Genomic DNA, 18,380 nt, shown 5'->3' on the forward strand with positions numbered 1-18,380 from the left:
GTTCAACACGGGTTTTGTATTTTTAGTGTGTTTCTAGGCTGCCATCCTATGGGTTAAAAGCCTTTGATGTTTTCTGCTTCTAGCTCAGAGAAGTACTTCACTGTCTTCACTTTCAGTTCTTGTTGAGCTGGTTCGTCGCATACGATCACCGCTTTAGGGTGAAGCTGAAGTGCAGAAACTGTCCATAGATGGTTTACACAACCTTCCACGGCTGCTTCAAGTGCCTGAGCTTTGTTATGACCAGTGACCAAGATCATCACTTCTTCTGAGTCTAGAAGCGTACCAACACCGATAGTCAGCGCGTATTTAGGCACTTGGTTGATATCGCCGTCAAAGAAGCGAGAGTTCGCAATGCGAGTGTCTTCAGTGAGGGTCTTGATGCGAGTACGAGAAGAAAGAGATGACGCTGGCTCGTTGAACGCGATGTGACCGTCGTTACCCACGCCGCCCATGAACAGGTTGATCTTGCCGTAAGACTTAATTTTGTCTTCGTAACGCTTACATTCTGCGTCGTGATCGTCTGTGTTACCGTTCAGTAGGTTGATATTTTCTTCTTGAATATCAATGTGATTAAAGAAGTTGTTGTACATGAACGAGCGGTAAGATTCTGGGTGATCCGCAGGGATGCCAATGTACTCATCCATGTTAAAAGTCACGACGTTTTTGAAGCTGACTTCGCCGGCTTGGTAAAGCTCGATTAGGGCTTTGTAGGTTGCTAGAGGAGTGCCACCAGTTGGTAGACCCAGAACGAATGGACGCTCAGCAGTAGGTTTAAAGTCGTTGATACGCTTAGCGATATGCGCAGCTGCCCACTTACCTACTTGTGCTGCTCGAGTTAACGGGATAAGTCTCATTTTGTGCCCCTAGTTATTGGAATTGACGATGTACTGAAACATTAATTCGCATTATAAAATAAGTAATGGCGAACTGCTATTGTTTTAGGTCAAAATTTTGCTTTTTCTTTAACCAATGTTGGTTTTGTCGACGATTTTTATATCTAAATGCTTTTATAAGACGATTTTTTACAAAGAAATTGCATTATGAAACTGACGAATCAATAGATAAAATTTATGATCTAAATTAAGTTCTGCCTTCGTACTTAACCTTGTTTTTTAACAACCTACAGAGTGCGAAATCGCACACGAACTTCAAATATTATGGGTTAGATATGGCATGGCGCTCATTCTTTAACCATAATTGAAATGTGTAAACCAGTGAGGAATTCGGTATGAAAAATGAGTTAGATCCGAGCAAAGTACTACAGGCTTACGAATGTGTGATGAACAACGGTACGCCAACCGAATTTGGTAAAATGTATGAAGGTGTAGAAGCGTTTTCTGACTACGATGGGTACAACGTTTTCTTGAGAGGGAATGGTGTTGAGCTAAAAATTGGCTTCCACAACACCTATCACTTGGAATATGACCAAGAGCATTTGAAAGAGAGCTTTCTGAAAAAGATTGCGACGCTCGCCAAGTAAACGGTCATCACCCAAATATTAAAAAAGCCCTTGGGAGAACGCCCCCTTGGGCTTTAGGAGAAGAAATGAACTTGTCTTGCTCGCTCAGTAAAGTCAAACGAGCTTTCGCCTACTACTAGAAAAAGGCGAGAACTAGGTTATTGGTTATTAATCGTCTTCAACCAAACTCTCTTCAATGTATTCTTCTGTGGCGTCAGGCTTGTTACGACCATTTAGCGTATGGAAGCGCTTGCGACCACGAGCAAGTTGGGTGTACTTTAGCCACGTACGCTCAAGTTTTGTTTTTGCTTTGCCCGGGTTTTCTAACACCTTGATGAAGTGTTTCTCTTCGCTGTTTTCAGGTGTTAATTCGCCTGACTCTAAGCCAAGCATTGTATCCCCATAAATTGTTAGGATTTCCTCTTCTGAAAGAGTAAAATCGCCAGACTTTGCAAAGCCGCGTGGGAATTTTACGTTATCGTAAAAACGTTTTTTGCCATGACGGAATTCAGTGTCAGACATGTCAACAGCCTCTGTAACCGTTATTGATGAATGTAGTGAACTTACGGCGAAAATTAGGCTTAAATCTAACAAAAGAAAAACAAAACTTTTTTGTCGTCATGATTTTAATTAGTTGTTAATCTGGTTTTATATTAACCAGGAGATGGTTTATGGATGTAAAAGTCTTTCGAACATTTTTAGAGCTGGCAAGAGTTCGTCACTTCGGACGTGCTGCTGAGAACCTTTATATTACCCAAGCCGCTGTGAGCGCACGTATCAAACAATTGGAAAGTTACTTCGATACGCAATTGTTTATTCGTGATCGAAATAACATAAAGTTGACCTCTGCAGGTGAGCGCTTAATCAGCTATGCCGAGGTAATGGTCACTACATTGCAACAAGCGAAGCTAGAATTATCGCTTGAAGATGGCAAAGCGCTGCAACTAACGTTAGGTGGCACGCCAAACATTTGGGACGCTTATTTACAGAATTGTTTAAGTGTCGTCACAGATTCGTTTGGTGGTTATGGCTTCATGGCAGAAGTGATGGGACGTGAGATGCTCAGTCGTAGCTTGCTAGAGCGCACGTTAGATATGGCATTTGCGTTCGATCAGATCAAAGCTGATGAGCTTAACTGTAAAAAAGTGGCAGATGTTGTTCTCGTTCTGGTATCAACTGAGAAAGATTCTTTAGATACCGTTTTCGAAAACAAATATGTGTACGTTGACTGGGGGACGCGTTTCTCCTCGGAGCATTCTGAACGTCACCCTAAGATTCCGGCTCCATATTTACGCACTTCAACAGCGCGTATCGCATTGGACTTTATTTTAGAGAAGGGTGGAGCCGCGTACTTACCAATCTCTCTCGTGGAGCCATTTATCGCTAATGGGCAGCTTCACAAGGTGTCTGGAGTAGAAGATTGGTGTCGCCCTATCTATTTGAGCTATCGTAAAGCTAGCTCGTCTGTAGACGCAATTAAGCAAGTGGAAGAAATTGTCAAAGAGATCGATCCACTGACCGCTTACAGTTTTCAGCAAATTGGTTCTGGCACTTCCGACGAATAGCGTTGAATGAAAAGTCAGAAAAACGAAAAAGCCGCCTTGAGAAATCAAGGCGGCTTTGTTTTTATCTCGATGAATCGATAGTTATGGTAAGTCAAACAACAGGGCTGTTGTGCTTTCGTTTGATGTATTGCGCAAAACAACCTTACTCTGGTGTTCAATCTTCGCGCCGTCGCCAGCCGTCAAAGTGGTATTGTCGACACTAAGGCTCCCAGTCACTTGATGGATGAATAGATTTCGGCCCGACTCAATCTCAAAGTTTAGTTCGCTACTTGGCTCAAGAATTAACTGATGCAAAGTCGCATCTTGCTTAATAAGTAGCGTGCCGTTTTCTCCAGTTGGAGTTGCGATAGTCGTTAACCCAGGATTGCGACCAAAATCTTTTTGCTGATAACCTGGTTTGGTTCCAAATGTGTTCGGTTGAATCCAAATCTGTAGAAACCGCAGCGTATCTTGGTTCGATGCATTGTACTCACTGTGGTAAATCCCTTTCCCTGCCGACATGAGTTGGAATTCACCTGCAGGTAGTGTTTTGACGTTACCTTCACTGTCTTTGTGTGCGATAACACCTTCCAACACATAGCTGATGATCTCCATATCACGGTGGCCATGTGTATCAAAACCCGCGCCAGGCTTGACTACATCGTCATTAATGACTCTCAGCTCAGAAAAGCCCATATGTTGAGGATCGTAGTAGCTACCAAAAGAAAACGTATGTTTGCTATCAAGCCAGCCAAAGTTTGCTCGACCTCGGTCTGCAGCATGTCTTACCGTAATCATAAGGCCTCCTTAAGAGAGCTTTTTGTTTAAAAAGTTATCTAACGCTGCTTTACCTGCGCCAGAGAACGCCAGAGAAACGCTTGCTGCCAGTAATGCTAAGCCAAACTCGTAACCGTTGTTTGCCATGAATAGGCCATTTTCAAAGTGGACAGAGAATATCGCTACCACCATCGTGAACGCCAAAGCAACCGCTGCTGGTCGAGTTAGCAGACCAAGTAAAATGAACAAGCCGCCAAAGAACTCTGCGCTGCCCGCAAGTAACGCCATGAGCACGCCAGGACCTAAACCGATAGATGCCATCCACTGACCTGTGCCTTCTAGCCCGTAGCCACCAAACCAGCCAAATAGTTTTTGTGCGCCGTGCGCCATAAAGATAATGCCGATTGGAACGCGAAGTGATAGTGCGCTGTAACCTGCGTTTGACGTGGTAATTTTCTGTAATAGTGCTTTCATGATTCTGTCCTCTGACTCTTTTCAATGAGTGGGAAGCGTGTGCTCCCGTGCTGTTGAGAACAGTTTAGGTAGAGGCGAACATAAAAATAACGGGAGGATTTTGATAAACTCGTTCTAAAAAATTGAATAGTTGGTTTTTATTTATTTAAATCAATGCCTTGATTTTTATATTCGAGTGTTTATTTGCAGATTATTGTCTGTTTTAAATCAAGGTCTGTCATTATTTTCGATAAACATTTTTTCTGTTAAACAAAAAAAGAGCACATGTACTGTGCTCTATTGCTTTCGCTTTTAACAAGGGAGAAAGGTGTGTTAAAGAAAACCGTCAGAGGTTCATTAAGCTCTCTAATGACTCCTCTACATTGTTGTAGTGATAAGTTCGAATATTACGTCCATCCGTCGCATTAATCTGAATTTCTGAGATCTCGTTATCTGAGTCTCGTTCGATAATTCCAATAGAATGATCTACGGATTTACTGGTAATAACCTTTTGGTTTCTTAATACAATTACGCAAGTATGTAAGTCCATGCCAATTCCCTTTAGCCGACGTTGTTGTGATGTTCTGGATCTAACTTTAGTGTACAAAAGCGCTAATGCCAATAAATCTCAATATTGAGTTCCGAAAATGGCTAATTGTGGGCGCTTAAGCAAGCTACAATAACACTATATTGAACGATGCCTATGAACAATAAATGACAAAAGGCATGAGCAAGGAAAGCACTATGTTTATTCACCCCCATACCTCACTGACCTTCGAGCAGTGTCACAAGGCGCGAGTCGCGCGAGACAGTCGTTTTGATGGGCGATTTTATGTGGCGGTAAAAACAACGGGAATCTTTTGTCGTCCGATTTGCCCGGCAAATTTGCCTAAAGAAGAAAATGTTGAGTATTTCGCTGATAAGACGCAAGCCCTTCAAGCAGGGTACCGTCCGTGTTTACGCTGTCGACCTGATAGCGCGCCTGGATCTTGGGCATGGAAAGGTGTCGAGACGACCTTTCAACGAGCGATTTCGTTAATTGATAGAGGGGAGTTGCATCAGCATTCGGTGTCTGAGTTGGCTGAGCGTGTTGGGATTTCTGACCGTTACTTACGTATGTTGTTTGAGCAGTATCTAGGTATGTCACCCAAGCAGTATGCGCAATATCAGCAACTAATGTTCGCCAAACAGTTGCTTCACTCCAGCTCTATGTCGGTCACCGACGTGGGGTTTGCGTCCGGTTTTAACAGTACGCGCCGCTTTAACGATGCTTTTCAAAAGTTTCTCAAACTAACGCCTTCTCAAGTACGCCGTAAAGAGTTTGATGGTGCGGGTTGCAATCGAATTGCCTTACCTTATCGAGGTGAGTTGAATTGGTCGCACATGTTGGACTTCTATCGTTTGCGAGCGGTTGAGGGGGTTGAGCTAGTGAGTGATGAGAGTTATCAGCGCAACGTTTTTTTGGATAACAGCAAAGCCTGGTTTAAAGCGACAAAAGGTGAAGGATACTTAGAACTGGCGTTTGAAATTGAAGACGTAACGAAGCTGCAAAACTTGGTGTCTGACATTCGTCGTATGTTCGATCTTGACGCTGATATTTGTACTGTTGAGCAGCATTTGGAGTATGTCGCGCCTGGGCTCGTGTCGAGTAAAGGTATTCGTATTCCTGGTGTATGGAATGCATGGGAAGCAGGGGTTAGAGCGATTTTAGGCCAGCAGGTGTCGGTTAAAGCTGCGATTGGTCAACTTAACTTATTGGTGGCCACACTTAGTGGAGAGTCAGAAAAACGTTTTTTCCCGACTCCCAGTGATATTGCGAACGCCGACGTGAGCTTTTTGCGCATGCCGCAAAGCCGTAAAGAGACGCTAGTGCGCTTCGCCCAGTTTATGCAGGACAACTCAGAAGCTGACCCCCAGCACTGGCTAGCTTTGAAAGGCATTGGACCTTGGACCGTCAGTTATGCTCAACTGCGAGGGCAATCTCAACCCGATTGCTTTCTAGATAAAGACTTAGTGGTGAAAAAGGCGATGCAGCGTTACCCATCACTGAATACGCACACTGCGGCCCCTTGGGGAAGCTACGCGACGTTTCACTTATGGAATCAATCATGAAAACATTTTATACCGAAATGCCGAGTCCACTAGGAACGGTGACTATCCAATCGAACGCTGAGGGCTTACTTGGCATTTGGTTTGAAACATGCACCACTAAGCCGATTGAGCTGGGGGTGCGAGACGAGCAGCATCCGGTCTTGCGCCAAGCTGTCACCCAACTGGATGAATACTTTGCTGGTCTGCGCAACGAATTCGACTTGCCCCTTGCAGCGACAGGCACTGATTTTCAAAATCAAGTTTGGCAGGCACTAACGACCATTCCATATGGGGAAACGTGGAGCTATCAAGATCTCGCGAATGCGATAGGTAACCCTAAAGCTGTGCGTGCTGTTGGGTTAGCAAATGGGAAGAATCCGATTTCTATCGTGGTGCCTTGTCATCGCGTTATTGGCAAAAGCGGAAAACTGACTGGGTATGCAGGTGGAGTGGAGCGCAAGCAACGTTTGCTCGCGTTGGAGCAAGGTACACCGCTTTAAGTGAGGCGATTCTCATATTGGGATTAAGCGTGCTACACAGGGGGAACGATAGTGTAGAGTTTCATATTCGTTATACGAACAGAAAAAGGACAATAAGGACATGCCTTTCAAAACGGATTTTGATGCCTTCATGAGTGAGTGTTGGCAGCATCACGAGGAAAATCCCGAACAAATTTATGCTCAGTTAGAAACGGCTCTGAGCGAGGTGGAAGATGTTACCCAAATCGAGCGAATATTCGCATTGATGCTGCATACCGCTATTGGGCATCTCCAGTGCCCAGAACAGTTTCTTACTTGTTTAGAGCACTTTGATGAACGCAAGGTTGCCGAGAGTTTGGCATTTCAACGCAGTATTGCCGTTGCGCGCTATTTCGTAGATGGCACTGACAATATGGAATCATTGGAAGAGCAAGAGCAACGCCGAGTTTACGCTTTGATTTCGAATGAACTTTCTGCACTTGTTCAGCTTGAACTGGCGAGTCAATGGTTGGTGAAGGCAGCGTTAGGAATGACGCCGAACGATGCAGAAGGGCCATTAGCGCGCGCTATCGCGATCACTGCAAACAACTTAGCATGTCAGTACGAAGCGCTGACTGAGCGCACGTGCATGGAAAAATCGAAGATGTTAGAAGCAGCAACACTCGCGCTAGACTATTGGAAAGTGGCAGGGGGTTGGATGCAAGAAGAGCGCGCAGAGTATCGCTTAGCGATGAGCTTGCTTAAAGCGGATAAACCGCAAGAAGCCAAAGTGCATGCTGAGCGCTGTGAGGCTATTTGTCAGCAAAATGGTAGCGACGCGTTTGAGCTGTTCCACGCACATGACTTGTTGATGCAAGTACACTTCCATCTTAGCCAGAAATATAAAGCTAAATTGGATGAAGAGATGCAGCAGCACTGCAAAACGAGCTCGTTGACGTGATCTTAGCGTTGAATGAAAAAAGCCCCGAGCGACTGGCTGGGGGCTTTAGGGTTGTTGACTATGCAGCGATGATTATGCTGCTTGCGCTTTTGCTTGGTATCGTCCTGGTTTATGGTTCATCGCCAAAATCAAGTTTGTTGCGATGGCACCTAGAACAGATAGAGCGATAAGGTGCACATCTACAATGAACAGTGACATCACCACGATGGCACAATCTAACGCCATTTGAACTTTACCCGCTCGAACTCCAAAACGTTCCTGAAGGTACAACGCAAGAATGTTAAAGCCACCCAAACTCATTTTGTGACGGAAAATTACCAACATACCGATTCCAATCAGCCCACCACCCAAAAGTGCCGCATAGAAAGGTTCGATTCGTGAAATCTCAATCACATGATGCAGATGATCGACCGCAAAAGAGACAATCGAAACCGCAATAAAGGTATTGATAGTGAAGCGCCAACCCATGCGCATCACAGATAAAATATAAAAAGGGAGGTTAAGAGCGAAAAATATCTGACCAAAACTGAAGTCACTCACTTTGGTTAGGAAGATCGCCAAACCAGCCGTACCACCAGTGAGCAATCCTACTTTGCTAAAAAATATCACCCCAAGTGACACCAACGCACTGCCGAGCGTCAGAGCCAAGAGGTTCTCTCTTAGGCTATGATCTTTGTCCATAAATTAATTTCCTTGGTTTAAAAAACGCGCCGGAGACAACACGTCTCACGGACGCGATAGACAGTCGCCAAAATAGCAACTAACAAATCGGCCAATAAAATGTCGCGAAAAGTGATGGATGTCGAGTTTTTGGACGAGATTATGATGATATTAACCTGTTTAACATAATGTACACAGATAGAAAAACAACAAGGAAAAGTTATGATTAAGAAAGTTGGCAACACCCAAATCAGCACATTACATCGACTGAGTTGTCACTGTGGAAAAGTTGAGCTGGAACTGGCGTTACCCAATGGTATTGAGAAGCCGAGACGGTGTGACTGTTCTATGTGTCGACGTCGTGGCGCGATTGTCGCGTCTGTACCTTTGAACGGTATTCGTATTGTGCAAGGCGAAGAAGTCTTGAAGCAGTATCAATTTAATACACACACTGCGAAGCACTTTTTCTGTGGCGAGTGCGGTATTTATACGCACCATCAGCGTCGTTCTGACCCGAGTGAGTATGGCTATAATGTCGGCTGCTTAGAGGGCGTCAACCCATATGAGTTGGGAGCGATTGAAGTGATGGATGGCGTTAACCATCCATCTGACCGCTAGGTTATATTGCGATTTAAGTGCCTGATTATCGGTGTTTTTAAGTAAATAAGCCGCTATTCATCCACAAGTGTACCGCAATACTGGCGGCATAACCCAAGGCGATGACGGGAGCCCACTTTAGGTGGCCAAAGAAGGTGTATTGTCCACGCGCGGCTCCCATTAAAGCGACGCCTGCCGCGGAGCCAATGGAAAGCAAACTGCCACCGACACCTGCGGTTAATGTGACCAGTAGCCAGTTGCCCATCGACATGCTTGGTTCCATGGTCAGTACAGCAAACATAACCGGAATGTTATCGACGATTGCAGATAGGACACCAACCATTACGTTTGCCCAGACTGGGTTCCATTGCGTGTACATGACGTTTGAAACCAGTTCGAGGTAGCCAAGTAAACTTAAACCGCCAACACACATTACAACACCGTAGAAGAACAACAAGGTGTCCCATTCGGCTCGAGACACACGATGAAACACATCAAACGGAACCACTGAGCCTAAGCGCTTCAATGCCTGATCATCGCCATTGGCAATTGCCATAGCTGCTTTTTTTGCGAGTGAGTGTTTAAGAGTTTGACGCAAAAAATATCCGAAAAACTGTAAGTACGCCAAGCCCATCATCATGCCCATAACGGGTGGGAAGTGCAGCATAGCATGGAAAGAGACTGCGGTGGCAATCGTCAAAATGAACAACGCGACAATACGCCTTGCCCCGCGTTTTAGCTCAACGTGTTGGTGAATCGTATTCGGTTTTGTGTTTGGAACAAACAGTGACATCAAAAACGCGGGAACCAAGTAGTTCACCAATGACGGTACAAACAACGGAATGAACTCAGCAAAGCTGACATGACCGGCTTGCCACACCATCAGGGTTGTAATATCCCCAAATGGGCTGAATGCACCGCCAGCGTTGGCTGCGATAACAATGTTGATGCAAGCAAGATTGACGAACTTAGGATTATCACCAGAGACTTTCATCACTACAGCGCACATCAATAGGGCCGTAGTTAAGTTATCGGCAATCGGTGAAATGACAAAAGCGAGAAACCCCGTCAGCCAGAACAACTTTTTGAATCCAAAACCTTTACCGACCATCCACGCTTGTAAGGCGTCGAAGAGTTTGCGTTCTTCCATTGCGTTGATGTAGGTCATCGCCACGAGCAAAAACAGCAGCAACTCGGCATATTCCAACAAGTTGTGTTCTAGTGCGGATTTGGCGATTTCAGGCTGGTTGTGTTGAGCAAAGGTGTAGCCAATCAGAATCCAAATTAATCCTGCAGCGAGCAGCACTGGCTTGGATTTTCTCATTTTCAGATACTCTTCCAGCATAACCAGTATGTAAGCGATCGAAAAGATAATCAGAGCCGCGTAACCGACACCAGAATTAACAAGGTTCAGTTCATTGGTTGATGCAGCAAAGGTGGCGCTAGAGAACAACAAACAGCAGAAAGCCACAATTGGATAGATTGGCATAGACATTTCTCCTTTGTCTGGTTGGAGAAATATTAGCCACAAATGAATGAGTTAGTTGTGAGAGAGCTCGAATTAACAGTAGGAGTTAGGAAATGATAGTGTGCGCCACTATTTTCTGAGTGACGCAATGCTTGCTGCGCCGAATAAAACCGCAGCGGCATATAAACCGTAAGTTAACCAGTGACTAATCTCTAAAAAAGGAACGAGTCCTTGACCTGCCCACATACAGCCTCCGTTTAATGAGCAATGTTGTAATAGTCGAGCCAATTTAAAGGAAATGAACAATGTTTTTTGTGAGTGAAAGCAAATTCTGAAGGATTAGAAAGTCAAAAATTGGTCAGTGAGAGAGAAATCTCATTTTTAACTGGCTAGCTCTAACCCTTTTGAGTTAAAGCTAGCTATATCTAGAGCTGAATGCATTTAGCGTAGGAGCCATTTTTTCAACGGTGAAGTGTCAATTGCTTTCACAAGCAGTATGGTTGCAACAATCGTTGCAGGATAAATAAACACATCTTTCGCGAGGTGTTGCAGCCCGATAAATCCAGCGACATTCATCATGACAATTATGATAAGCAGATGGCTAACATATATCCCTAACACGCTAGGAGATAGTTTGAAGACCCAAGGCATGTCGCCAAAATGAGGGTGAGCCAAAAGCCACATAAAGACACCTACAGCCCAGATAACGGTACCGAATAGGAAGTCGTGCGAGTTGAAAGCGATGTCATGTTGCATCAGCCAGTAAGCTTCACCAAAATGCAGTGCCATGCCAAGAATAATGCATCGAACCGTATTGTTTCGCGACCACCGCCACTGCGCTTCTCGTGCGAAATAACCCAGAACAACTAGCAACGTGCTGAAAAAAGGCCCATTACGAGTAAAGAAAGGCGCTGGCAGGTCGGTAATGGTCGCGTAACTGCCAGCAAAGACCCCGTATATGTATAGCAATACTGCAGTTGGCAGTATCATTTGCGCCATATTGATATGCACGAGAAAGGCAATTAACGCTACGGCAATGACCAGAGCCGGAATAAACCATAGATGAACGAGTCCGCCTTCGATGAGTGAATTGATCGGGGTTGACATTAAGTACCCCCAATAACCTTGCCTTTCGGCGAGATACCCTGCCTCAGCGATCGTCTGCCATTGGAATGGCATCAGTAAACTGATCATGCTCCAAATGAGCCAAACCTTCATTAACGGTTTGGCGTAGTTCTTAAGAGTATCGATAGGTGAGTGACTCAACTTCGGCTGGATTAGATAACCCGAGATGAGAAAGAACAGCGGAACAGCAAAACGAGCCAGTTGGTTGAGCATATAGCCAACCCATGGTATCCCATTCCACTGCCAGTACGTCAGTGCCATCTGGCAATGCAAACCCACAATCGCAAGCATCGCAATGATACGTGCAAACTCTAAGCTGGCTATTTTTTGTTTCTTTGCCATTACATTGTTTACCTAAATAAAAAACTTAGGTGAAAATAGCAGGTTGTTACTGAAGTAATACGTGAAAAAGTCAACAGACTTGCGCTTACATTGAAGCTGTTTTGAAAATTAAGACTTACTTCAAACTTCTTAATTATTAACCTATTAACGCAATCAATACCTGATTCGTGAGTCGAAAATAGCACTGAATAATGGTTAGACCAGTTAACTCGAGATTGCAAAAAAGAACGATCGTGCTAAAAATAAGACTATGCAAAAAGGAAAAGTGACAAAAGAGTTTATTCTGCAGCGGGCTTTTGAGATCGCCAGCGAAGACGGATTAGAAAGTCTTACGATTGGAGAGTTAGCCAAGCAATGCGGTATGTCGAAAAGTGGTCTGTTTGCCCACTTTAATTCGAAGTTGAATTTACAGCTATCGGTGCTTGATCACGCCAATAAAGTGTTCGCTGATCGGGTTATTGAGCCTGCTCGAGAACTCGGGGATGGCAATATCGAGCGTAAAATTCGAGGGTTGCTCGACTCTTGGATGACTTGGAATCACGCATTCCAAGGCAGTTGTATGTTTCTTGACGCTTGGAATGATACGGCAGATAAAGATTGCCCGCTTCAGGCCGGACTGCGTAAATCCATAGACACTTGGCTGAGTTATTTGGAGATCCAAATAGCGAAAGGCAAAGAGAAGCAAGAATTTGCAGCAGACTTAGATACACGCCAAGCAACGTTTGATTTGTACGGTCTCTATTTGAGTGCGCATGTTTTTTACTCAATTAAAGGTGAGCAAGAAAGCTTGCGTCTGTTTTGGCAAGGGATCGACAACTTATTTTCTCGCTGGAAAGGCTAATATCGGTTATTCGCTTCCCAGATTCGTAGACATAAAATCACAAAGAGCGGCTGAGTTCGCTCTTTCTTATCAGTATAAAAAGCACGACCGTTCTATTTTGTGCAAAGCTGATAGTTAAGGACATGATTATGAGTGAAAAAATTTACTTTAATACATCGCAACGTTTCAGTATTAAGCGCAGTTTGGTGAACATTAGTACTCGGTTACACCATACACTGGCCCCGTCACATGCAAAGAAGACCGCGCGCAAGCTTCTCCTGACACCTGCTCGTACGCAACCTAAAAATATTGAACCTCAAGGGCTTATCAAAGGTGAAATTAAAGGGCATGCAGGCATCATCAAAACCTATACTTTGGGCTCTGGACCTATTTGGGTGCTAACTCATGGTTGGTCTGGAACGGCAAGTCAGTTTTATCCACTGATGGAACATATTGCGTCGAAAGGGTTTACTGCTTTGGCGTACGATCATCCGGCACATGGTGAGAGTGAGGGGCAGTATGGGCACATTCCGGGGTTTGTCAGAGGATTAGAAGATGTGTTGGATACTGTCGAGGATATTGTTGGTCTAGTTGGGCACAGCATGGGCACCGCTTCTGCTCTTGAGTGTAGGCACAGTAAGTTAGAAAACAAGCCTTTGCTGCTTATTGCTCCGGTATTAAATTACGTAGAGAACTTATTCGGTAGCATTGCACGTTCCGGTTACTCGATGAAGCTTTTTAATGCTGTGGTTTCAGAAGTTGAAGACCAATTTGGTTATCCGTTACAGTCCATTGATCCGATGAAGCGGTTGTCTGAGCGTCCGTCTCACACCATTATTATTCATGATGAGCAAGACAAGTTCACCAAATACAGTGTCTCGGCAAAAGCGGCTGAAGAGATTAAAAACGTTGAGTTAGTGACAACACAAGGTCAGGGGCATGGTCGAGTGATGAAGTGTGAGCAAGTCTTCAGTAGTTTTGACCGTTTGCTCGATAGTGCTTGGTAACCCTTACTTTTACTGATTGACTCGCTCCGTTTTGCGCTAATTCGATTTGAAAGTAACACCTCAGATTTTTTCGTCTCTGGTGTTGCTCTCCTCGTTAAGAGGTTAAATCCAAAAAGGACAGCCGAAGCTGTCCTTTGTTTATTTAGCAGAAAGTCTGCAAGGCTGAAATTAGTTACAGTTAGCTACGCCAACTTCTTTCCAAACGCCCCATTCGCCAGATTGGCTAGGATCGTCACCCTGAGTCCACCATTTCGCTTCCCACGTTTTACCTGCGTGAGTCACTTGGTTACCACCTGTGTACACTGCGCTCGCATCCCATGCGTTGTCACAAGTACCAGGGTTCGGATCGGTTGTGTGCTGTGCAACAACCACTGTCGCGCTTGCCGATGAAGACGCTTTACCGTCGCTCACACTTACAGTGAAGCTTAAGCTTGTGTCTTGCGGGTATTCCGCAGCAGTGAACGTGACTTTGGAGCCTTCAACCGTTGCATTCAGACCTTGAGGTAGAGTCCAGTTGAATGTCAGGGTATCGTTGTCTGCATCGCTAGACGCAGATGCATCTACAACCACAACGTCACCAGCGTTTGCTGTTGCTGGAGCAACAACTTGCGCTATTGGTGCGCTGTTCACTGGGTCAACAACACCTGCTGGTTTCACTGTTACTACAACGAGGTCAGATGCCGTTGCACCTTCGTTATCAGACACCGTCAGCTTGAAAGTTAATTGCTCTTCAACAGTAACTTCTGCTGCATCAAAGCTTGCTTTCGCTGAGTTTGCACCTGTTAGTGCCACTGCTGTGCCAGATACTTGTTCCCAAGCGTAGCTTGCGATGGTGCCGTCAGAGTCGTTTGACAGGCTGCCATCTAGAACCACATTTGCAGGACCTGTTACCGATTGATCTGCGCCAGCGGCTGCGGTTGGCTTACGGTTTGGTTGAGGAACTACACCACCAGCCATACCTTCGTGCATCGCGTTTAGAATGTCACCGTTATCCGCGTCAATTTCCCAAGAGAATAGACCAGCAAGACCAAGAGACTTCGCGTAGCTACCTTTTGCTAGCACTGAACGGTGGTCATCAAATGTGATCAACTCGCCCGTAGTACGGTTCCATACCCATGGTGCTTCTGCTTGTGCATCGTAGCCGTACTCGAAGCCGTTAATGCCAGTGTTGTTTGCACCTAACATGAATGACTTAATGCCTTTGTAGTCAATTACGCCATCTTCCCAAACACCTTGTGCTGTGCTGCCCTTCAGTTTACCTGTAGCAGTACCTGTCATTGGGTCGTTTGGATCGGTTAGCGTATCTGGAGTTACGCCTTCCCAGCCACGACCGTACATTGCTGTACCAAGTACTAGCTTGTTCGCAGGAACGCCTTGAGCAAGAAGAAGTTGGATGCCGTTATCTGCTGTGTAAGCAGGACCTTTGTACGGTTCGCCGTTCTCATCAACGCCACTACCGTCACACTGACCAGGACGCATGAATGAACCACAGTAAAGCGCAGTCTGGTGACCAGGAACGTTATTCCAACCGCCGTAGAAGTCGTAAGTCATTGCGAAGATGTAATCCATGTACTGAACTGCATCTGCGTAGTCTACGTCTTCAATCTTGTCGTAACCGACACCGATAGCGGACGTTAGCTCGTAAGTACGGCCTGTCTCAGCTTCTAATTCATCAAGCATTACGCGCAGTTCACGCATCAGTGCGATGTATGCTGGGCCATCGTTTACAGGGTCGCCCTTATTGGCTGCTGCACCGCCGCCGCCAGGGAATTCCCAGTCGATATCAACACCGTCGTAGAATTTCCAAGTTTTCAGGAACTTCTTAACTGATGCGACGAATGTGTCTCGGTTTTTCTTGTCCACGAAATCGAAGAATGGGTCAGACAGTGTCCAACCACCGATCGATGGGATGATTTTTAGATCAGGGTTACGTTGTTTCAATGCCATTAGCATTGCGTAGTTACCCTTGATAGGCGTGCTGTATTCATGACCAGCTTGTGGGAAGCTCTTCTGATAAGCAGCCCAAGGGTCATGGATAACGACTTCATAATCAGGCACACCTGTACAAGCAGTTTGTAGCGCGTTGAAACTGTTGCCGCCAACAGACTTCACAGACTCATTTGGGCCACAAATTGGGATAAAACCGTAAAGGATGTGAGTCAAGTTGTCGACCGGCATATTATCGACGGTGTAGTCACGGCCATAGATGCCCCATTCAACAAAATACGTACCCATCACGACGCTTGGATCGGTATTGTAGGTTTTGTTGTTTGGATCAACATTCATCGTTAGTGGCTTCAGGTGAGAACCATCGGTATCTGCAATTGTGATTTCAGCTGGTGCGCTTTTCGCACAACCTGTCGCATCACATGCTTCGATTTCCATTTGGTATAAGCCACCTTGGCCGTATTCAAACGAAGCTGTTGTTTGGCTACCAGTGATAGGGCCGCTTGCTACTTTTACACCATCAAAATAGACGTTGTAAGTGTCACCAGGTGTGCCACTCCACTGGTTAAATTTAACAGTGATCTTCGCTTGCTCATGGTATTTCACCATGTCGTAGTAGCCTGACGTGGTTTCCATCGCGAGTTCAATTTTAGAAAACTGAAGGTTGTTGGAACCGTACATATCGATACTTGGTGCGGTTGGAGCAGCAACTGCAGCACCTGATAGCGCTAAAGCAACTCCAGCTGCACATAGGTTAAATCGAATCATAACTTCTCTCTCAATCCTTGGATTCATGTTCTACCTAGAACATAGGCTGCTCTTGCACCAGATAAGATGATTGGATTTACTCCACGTGCAAAAGCATCACACTCAGCATTTCAGAGAGTTTTTTTTCGTCAAAAAAAATTAAGACGGTTTTCGAGGCACTTGAGAGAACTTAACTAAAACTCGCACTCTGTTACACAGAAAGTGTCAGACTGAGTCAATAATTTATAAAATCTCAGCAGAAACTAAAATTATTGTTTACTCAGTAACGAGTTAGTTAAATGCGATGAAGGCCTTATTTTGTTGTTTATTAAGGTTTTGTTTCATTGATATAGAAAGAGAATTGAAAGGAAAAATAGCCGTGAAGACGTACTAGTCACGGCTGAAGTGTTCACTCAACGCGGCACGACGTTTAGAGGCTGCGCCGGTTTCTGAGCCCTGAACGGTATGCTCAAATCCTTTACGAATGAATCGCTGATCTGGAATAAGAGGTTCAATACGGCGTATTTGAGGTGAAAGATGAGAGCCTGAGATCTGATACGCTGTCTTTCCTAATCCGGTATTCAACGTGATGACCTTGCCATCGAATTCAAATTCCGTCGTAATGAGTCGATGGTTTCGGTATACCCCATCTTCAGTGAAAACGAGACGTTCTGTTTGGTAGGGTGGCGCGCCAATCTCAATCCATTCGCCGTACACCTTTTCCGGATCAATGTGGTCTTGATAGGAAAGGTGGATTTGATAGCCAAAAAACGTCAACAGACCCATCCCGAAGCAGACAAATGTACTCTTGAGGATTTTGGATTGGTGGCGAGCCAAAAATGAAAGTTTTGGTTCTTGTCGTGCTTTTCGCCTTCGGCGAGTCGAGTCCGTCATAGATCTAATTTTCTCCACTTTTTTAACATGGTGGAAACCTTCCTTTTTAAAAACAAACAATCCCGCCATTGAGACGACGAAACTATGATCTAATGTCCACTTTTACATTCAGATACACATCTTATTGATGGTTTTGTTGTTTGCTCACATTCATTACTTCGCAGTTTTTCTTGATCGGTTTAGGTCGCCTGATTAATCCTCGTGAAAAGAGGTTCTCGCTCAGTAGCAAAGGATGTGCGTTATTACGTTGAGTTTAATGGCTTTCAAAGCTTGAGTAACGGAAAGAAACAAGGTAAAAAAGAGCGGACTTTTGATAAGGAAACCAATAATGAATATTAAGGAAAATAGCTATTTTGCTGGTAGTGTAAAATCACTGGGCTTTAACCAGAAAGATCAGGATGTTAGCGTTGGTGTGATGCTTCCTGGTGAGTACACGTTTGGTACTCAAGCACCAGAGCGTATGACGGTTGTAAAAGGTGCGCTTGTGGTCAAGCGTGTTGGCGAGAGCGATTGGACGACTTATCAAAGTGGTGAGTTTTTTGAAGTGGAAGGTAATTCTTCATTTGAGCTTCAAGTGAAAGAAGCGACTGCGTATTTATGTGAGTACTTCTAGCGTTCATTTGTTGCTCGTCATAAAACCACCTTCGGGTGGTTTTTTCGTCTATGTGCTTCACTTATAACGCATCTTTTTGGTTATTTGGGTATATACTTAATAAAAATGTACCCATCGACCAGGGAGGAAGTGATGGCAGTACAACGCAAGCATTCTGATCTCCCTCCTCGTTACGAGGACAAAGATCTCACCAATGAGCAAAGACAGCGCTTTACCGAAGTTGCCAATGCCGCTCATAAGAGACGTGAATTTTATCGACGTGCTCTAGGAAAGAGCTTAATGGGCAAAATGAAGGGCCGTGCGTTTAAAGATCACCCCACTCGTCAGCAAGACAAGCCGAACAGAACGTTGCAAGTAGTGTGGTTAATCGTATTCCTCGTTGTGGGGCTTTGGGTGATGCATGTGTTCGCTTAGTCA

General features: G+C 44.9%; 20 protein-coding genes. 10 read left to right on the forward strand and 10 right to left on the reverse strand.

What is annotated here, in order from left to right:
* Positions 1-53: 53 nt before the first annotated feature.
* Positions 54-854, reverse strand: a complete 801-nt coding sequence (gene nagB, locus R7D93_RS03655) for a glucosamine-6-phosphate deaminase (protein WP_005374441.1) — start codon at positions 852-854, stop codon at positions 54-56.
* Between the two features lie 374 nt (positions 855-1,228).
* Between nagB and R7D93_RS03660 the strand changes: the two genes are divergently transcribed.
* The gene (locus R7D93_RS03660; RefSeq protein ID WP_005374440.1) at positions 1,229-1,480 is read left to right on the forward strand and encodes a DUF3081 domain-containing protein; all 252 of its coding nucleotides are present in this window, start codon (positions 1,229-1,231) and stop codon (positions 1,478-1,480) included.
* Positions 1,481-1,627: 147 nt separating this feature from the next.
* On the opposite strand, the gene R7D93_RS03665 is transcribed toward R7D93_RS03660, so the two are convergent.
* Positions 1,628-1,981 (reverse strand): DUF413 domain-containing protein, encoded by a 354-nt coding sequence (locus R7D93_RS03665; RefSeq protein ID WP_005374439.1) that lies wholly within the window; start codon positions 1,979-1,981, stop codon positions 1,628-1,630.
* A gap of 149 nt (positions 1,982-2,130) precedes the next feature.
* Here R7D93_RS03665 and R7D93_RS03670 point away from each other — a divergent pair, with 149 nt between their 5' ends.
* Complete coding sequence (locus tag R7D93_RS03670; protein WP_005374436.1) at positions 2,131-3,024, forward strand: LysR family transcriptional regulator; 894 nt, start codon at positions 2,131-2,133, stop codon at positions 3,022-3,024.
* Between the two features lie 81 nt (positions 3,025-3,105).
* Here R7D93_RS03670 and R7D93_RS03675 read toward each other — a convergent pair whose 3' ends face one another.
* The 3 genes from R7D93_RS03675 to R7D93_RS03685 all read right to left on the reverse strand — a co-directional run bounded on the left by R7D93_RS03675 (position 3,106) and on the right by R7D93_RS03685 (position 4,783).
* Entirely contained in the window at positions 3,106-3,801 is a 696-nt protein-coding gene (locus R7D93_RS03675) for a pirin family protein (protein ID WP_005383228.1), read from the reverse strand.
* Between the two features lie 9 nt (positions 3,802-3,810).
* Positions 3,811-4,254: a DoxX family protein gene (locus tag R7D93_RS03680; RefSeq protein WP_005374434.1), complete on the reverse strand. Its 444-nt coding sequence runs from the start codon at positions 4,252-4,254 to the stop codon at positions 3,811-3,813.
* 325 nt (positions 4,255-4,579) lie between these two features.
* Complete coding sequence (locus tag R7D93_RS03685) at positions 4,580-4,783, reverse strand: hypothetical protein (protein WP_017633816.1); 204 nt, start codon at positions 4,781-4,783, stop codon at positions 4,580-4,582.
* Positions 4,784-4,977: 194 nt separating this feature from the next.
* Between R7D93_RS03685 and R7D93_RS03690 the strand changes: the two genes are divergently transcribed.
* From R7D93_RS03690 to R7D93_RS03700, 3 genes are all read left to right on the forward strand, one after another.
* Complete coding sequence (locus R7D93_RS03690) at positions 4,978-6,345, forward strand: AlkA N-terminal domain-containing protein (RefSeq protein WP_053303985.1); 1,368 nt, start codon at positions 4,978-4,980, stop codon at positions 6,343-6,345.
* Positions 6,342-6,824, forward strand: a complete 483-nt coding sequence (locus tag R7D93_RS03695) for a methylated-DNA--[protein]-cysteine S-methyltransferase (protein WP_025768736.1) — start codon at positions 6,342-6,344, stop codon at positions 6,822-6,824. Before R7D93_RS03690 ends, R7D93_RS03695 begins: the two co-directional genes overlap by 4 nt.
* 100 nt (positions 6,825-6,924) lie before the next feature.
* The gene (locus R7D93_RS03700) at positions 6,925-7,743 is read left to right on the forward strand and encodes a hypothetical protein (protein ID WP_318129428.1); all 819 of its coding nucleotides are present in this window, start codon (positions 6,925-6,927) and stop codon (positions 7,741-7,743) included.
* Between the two features lie 72 nt (positions 7,744-7,815).
* On the opposite strand, the gene R7D93_RS03705 is transcribed toward R7D93_RS03700, so the two are convergent.
* Positions 7,816-8,424 (reverse strand): YitT family protein, encoded by a 609-nt coding sequence (locus R7D93_RS03705; protein ID WP_005374427.1) that lies wholly within the window; start codon positions 8,422-8,424, stop codon positions 7,816-7,818.
* 201 nt (positions 8,425-8,625) lie between these two features.
* Here R7D93_RS03705 and R7D93_RS03710 point away from each other — a divergent pair, with 201 nt between their 5' ends.
* Positions 8,626-9,021 carry a GFA family protein gene (locus R7D93_RS03710; RefSeq protein ID WP_033907219.1) on the forward strand — a complete coding sequence of 132 codons (396 nt, stop codon included), beginning with the start codon at positions 8,626-8,628 and terminating at the stop codon, positions 9,019-9,021.
* Between the two features lie 37 nt (positions 9,022-9,058).
* Here R7D93_RS03710 and nhaD read toward each other — a convergent pair whose 3' ends face one another.
* Both nhaD and R7D93_RS03720 read right to left on the reverse strand, forming a co-directional pair.
* On the reverse strand, positions 9,059-10,489 hold the full coding sequence (gene nhaD / locus R7D93_RS03715) for a sodium:proton antiporter NhaD (protein ID WP_005383238.1): 1,431 nt from the start codon (positions 10,487-10,489) through the stop codon (positions 9,059-9,061).
* A gap of 420 nt (positions 10,490-10,909) precedes the next feature.
* The gene (locus R7D93_RS03720) at positions 10,910-11,935 is read right to left on the reverse strand and encodes an acyltransferase (RefSeq protein WP_225495792.1); all 1,026 of its coding nucleotides are present in this window, start codon (positions 11,933-11,935) and stop codon (positions 10,910-10,912) included.
* Positions 11,936-12,185: 250 nt separating this feature from the next.
* Here R7D93_RS03720 and R7D93_RS03725 point away from each other — a divergent pair, with 250 nt between their 5' ends.
* Both R7D93_RS03725 and R7D93_RS03730 read left to right on the forward strand, forming a co-directional pair.
* Positions 12,186-12,776, forward strand: coding sequence for a TetR/AcrR family transcriptional regulator (locus R7D93_RS03725; protein WP_005374416.1), 591 nt, complete (start codon positions 12,186-12,188; stop codon positions 12,774-12,776).
* Positions 12,777-12,904: 128 nt separating this feature from the next.
* The gene (locus R7D93_RS03730; protein ID WP_017633823.1) at positions 12,905-13,762 is read left to right on the forward strand and encodes an alpha/beta hydrolase; all 858 of its coding nucleotides are present in this window, start codon (positions 12,905-12,907) and stop codon (positions 13,760-13,762) included.
* 168 nt (positions 13,763-13,930) lie between these two features.
* Here the strand turns inward: R7D93_RS03730 and R7D93_RS03735 are convergent, their stop codons facing one another.
* Positions 13,931-16,477: a glycosyl hydrolase family 18 protein gene (locus R7D93_RS03735; RefSeq protein WP_213873647.1), complete on the reverse strand. Its 2,547-nt coding sequence runs from the start codon at positions 16,475-16,477 to the stop codon at positions 13,931-13,933.
* Between the two features lie 369 nt (positions 16,478-16,846).
* Positions 16,847-17,350: a DUF2850 domain-containing protein gene (locus tag R7D93_RS03740; RefSeq protein WP_005374408.1), complete on the reverse strand. Its 504-nt coding sequence runs from the start codon at positions 17,348-17,350 to the stop codon at positions 16,847-16,849.
* A 328-nt stretch (positions 17,351-17,678) separates the two neighbouring features.
* Here R7D93_RS03740 and R7D93_RS03745 point away from each other — a divergent pair, with 328 nt between their 5' ends.
* Together R7D93_RS03745 and R7D93_RS03750 are read left to right on the forward strand one after the other, a co-directional pair.
* The gene (locus R7D93_RS03745; RefSeq protein ID WP_005383244.1) at positions 17,679-17,963 is read left to right on the forward strand and encodes a pyrimidine/purine nucleoside phosphorylase; all 285 of its coding nucleotides are present in this window, start codon (positions 17,679-17,681) and stop codon (positions 17,961-17,963) included.
* Positions 17,964-18,095: 132 nt separating this feature from the next.
* Positions 18,096-18,377 (forward strand): hypothetical protein, encoded by a 282-nt coding sequence (locus R7D93_RS03750; RefSeq protein WP_005374405.1) that lies wholly within the window; start codon positions 18,096-18,098, stop codon positions 18,375-18,377.
* Positions 18,378-18,380 lie beyond the last annotated feature (3 nt).

The sequence above is a fragment of the Vibrio sp. YT-15 genome (assembly GCF_033337445.1).
Classification (GTDB): Bacteria; Pseudomonadota; Gammaproteobacteria; order Enterobacterales; family Vibrionaceae; genus Vibrio; species Vibrio alginolyticus.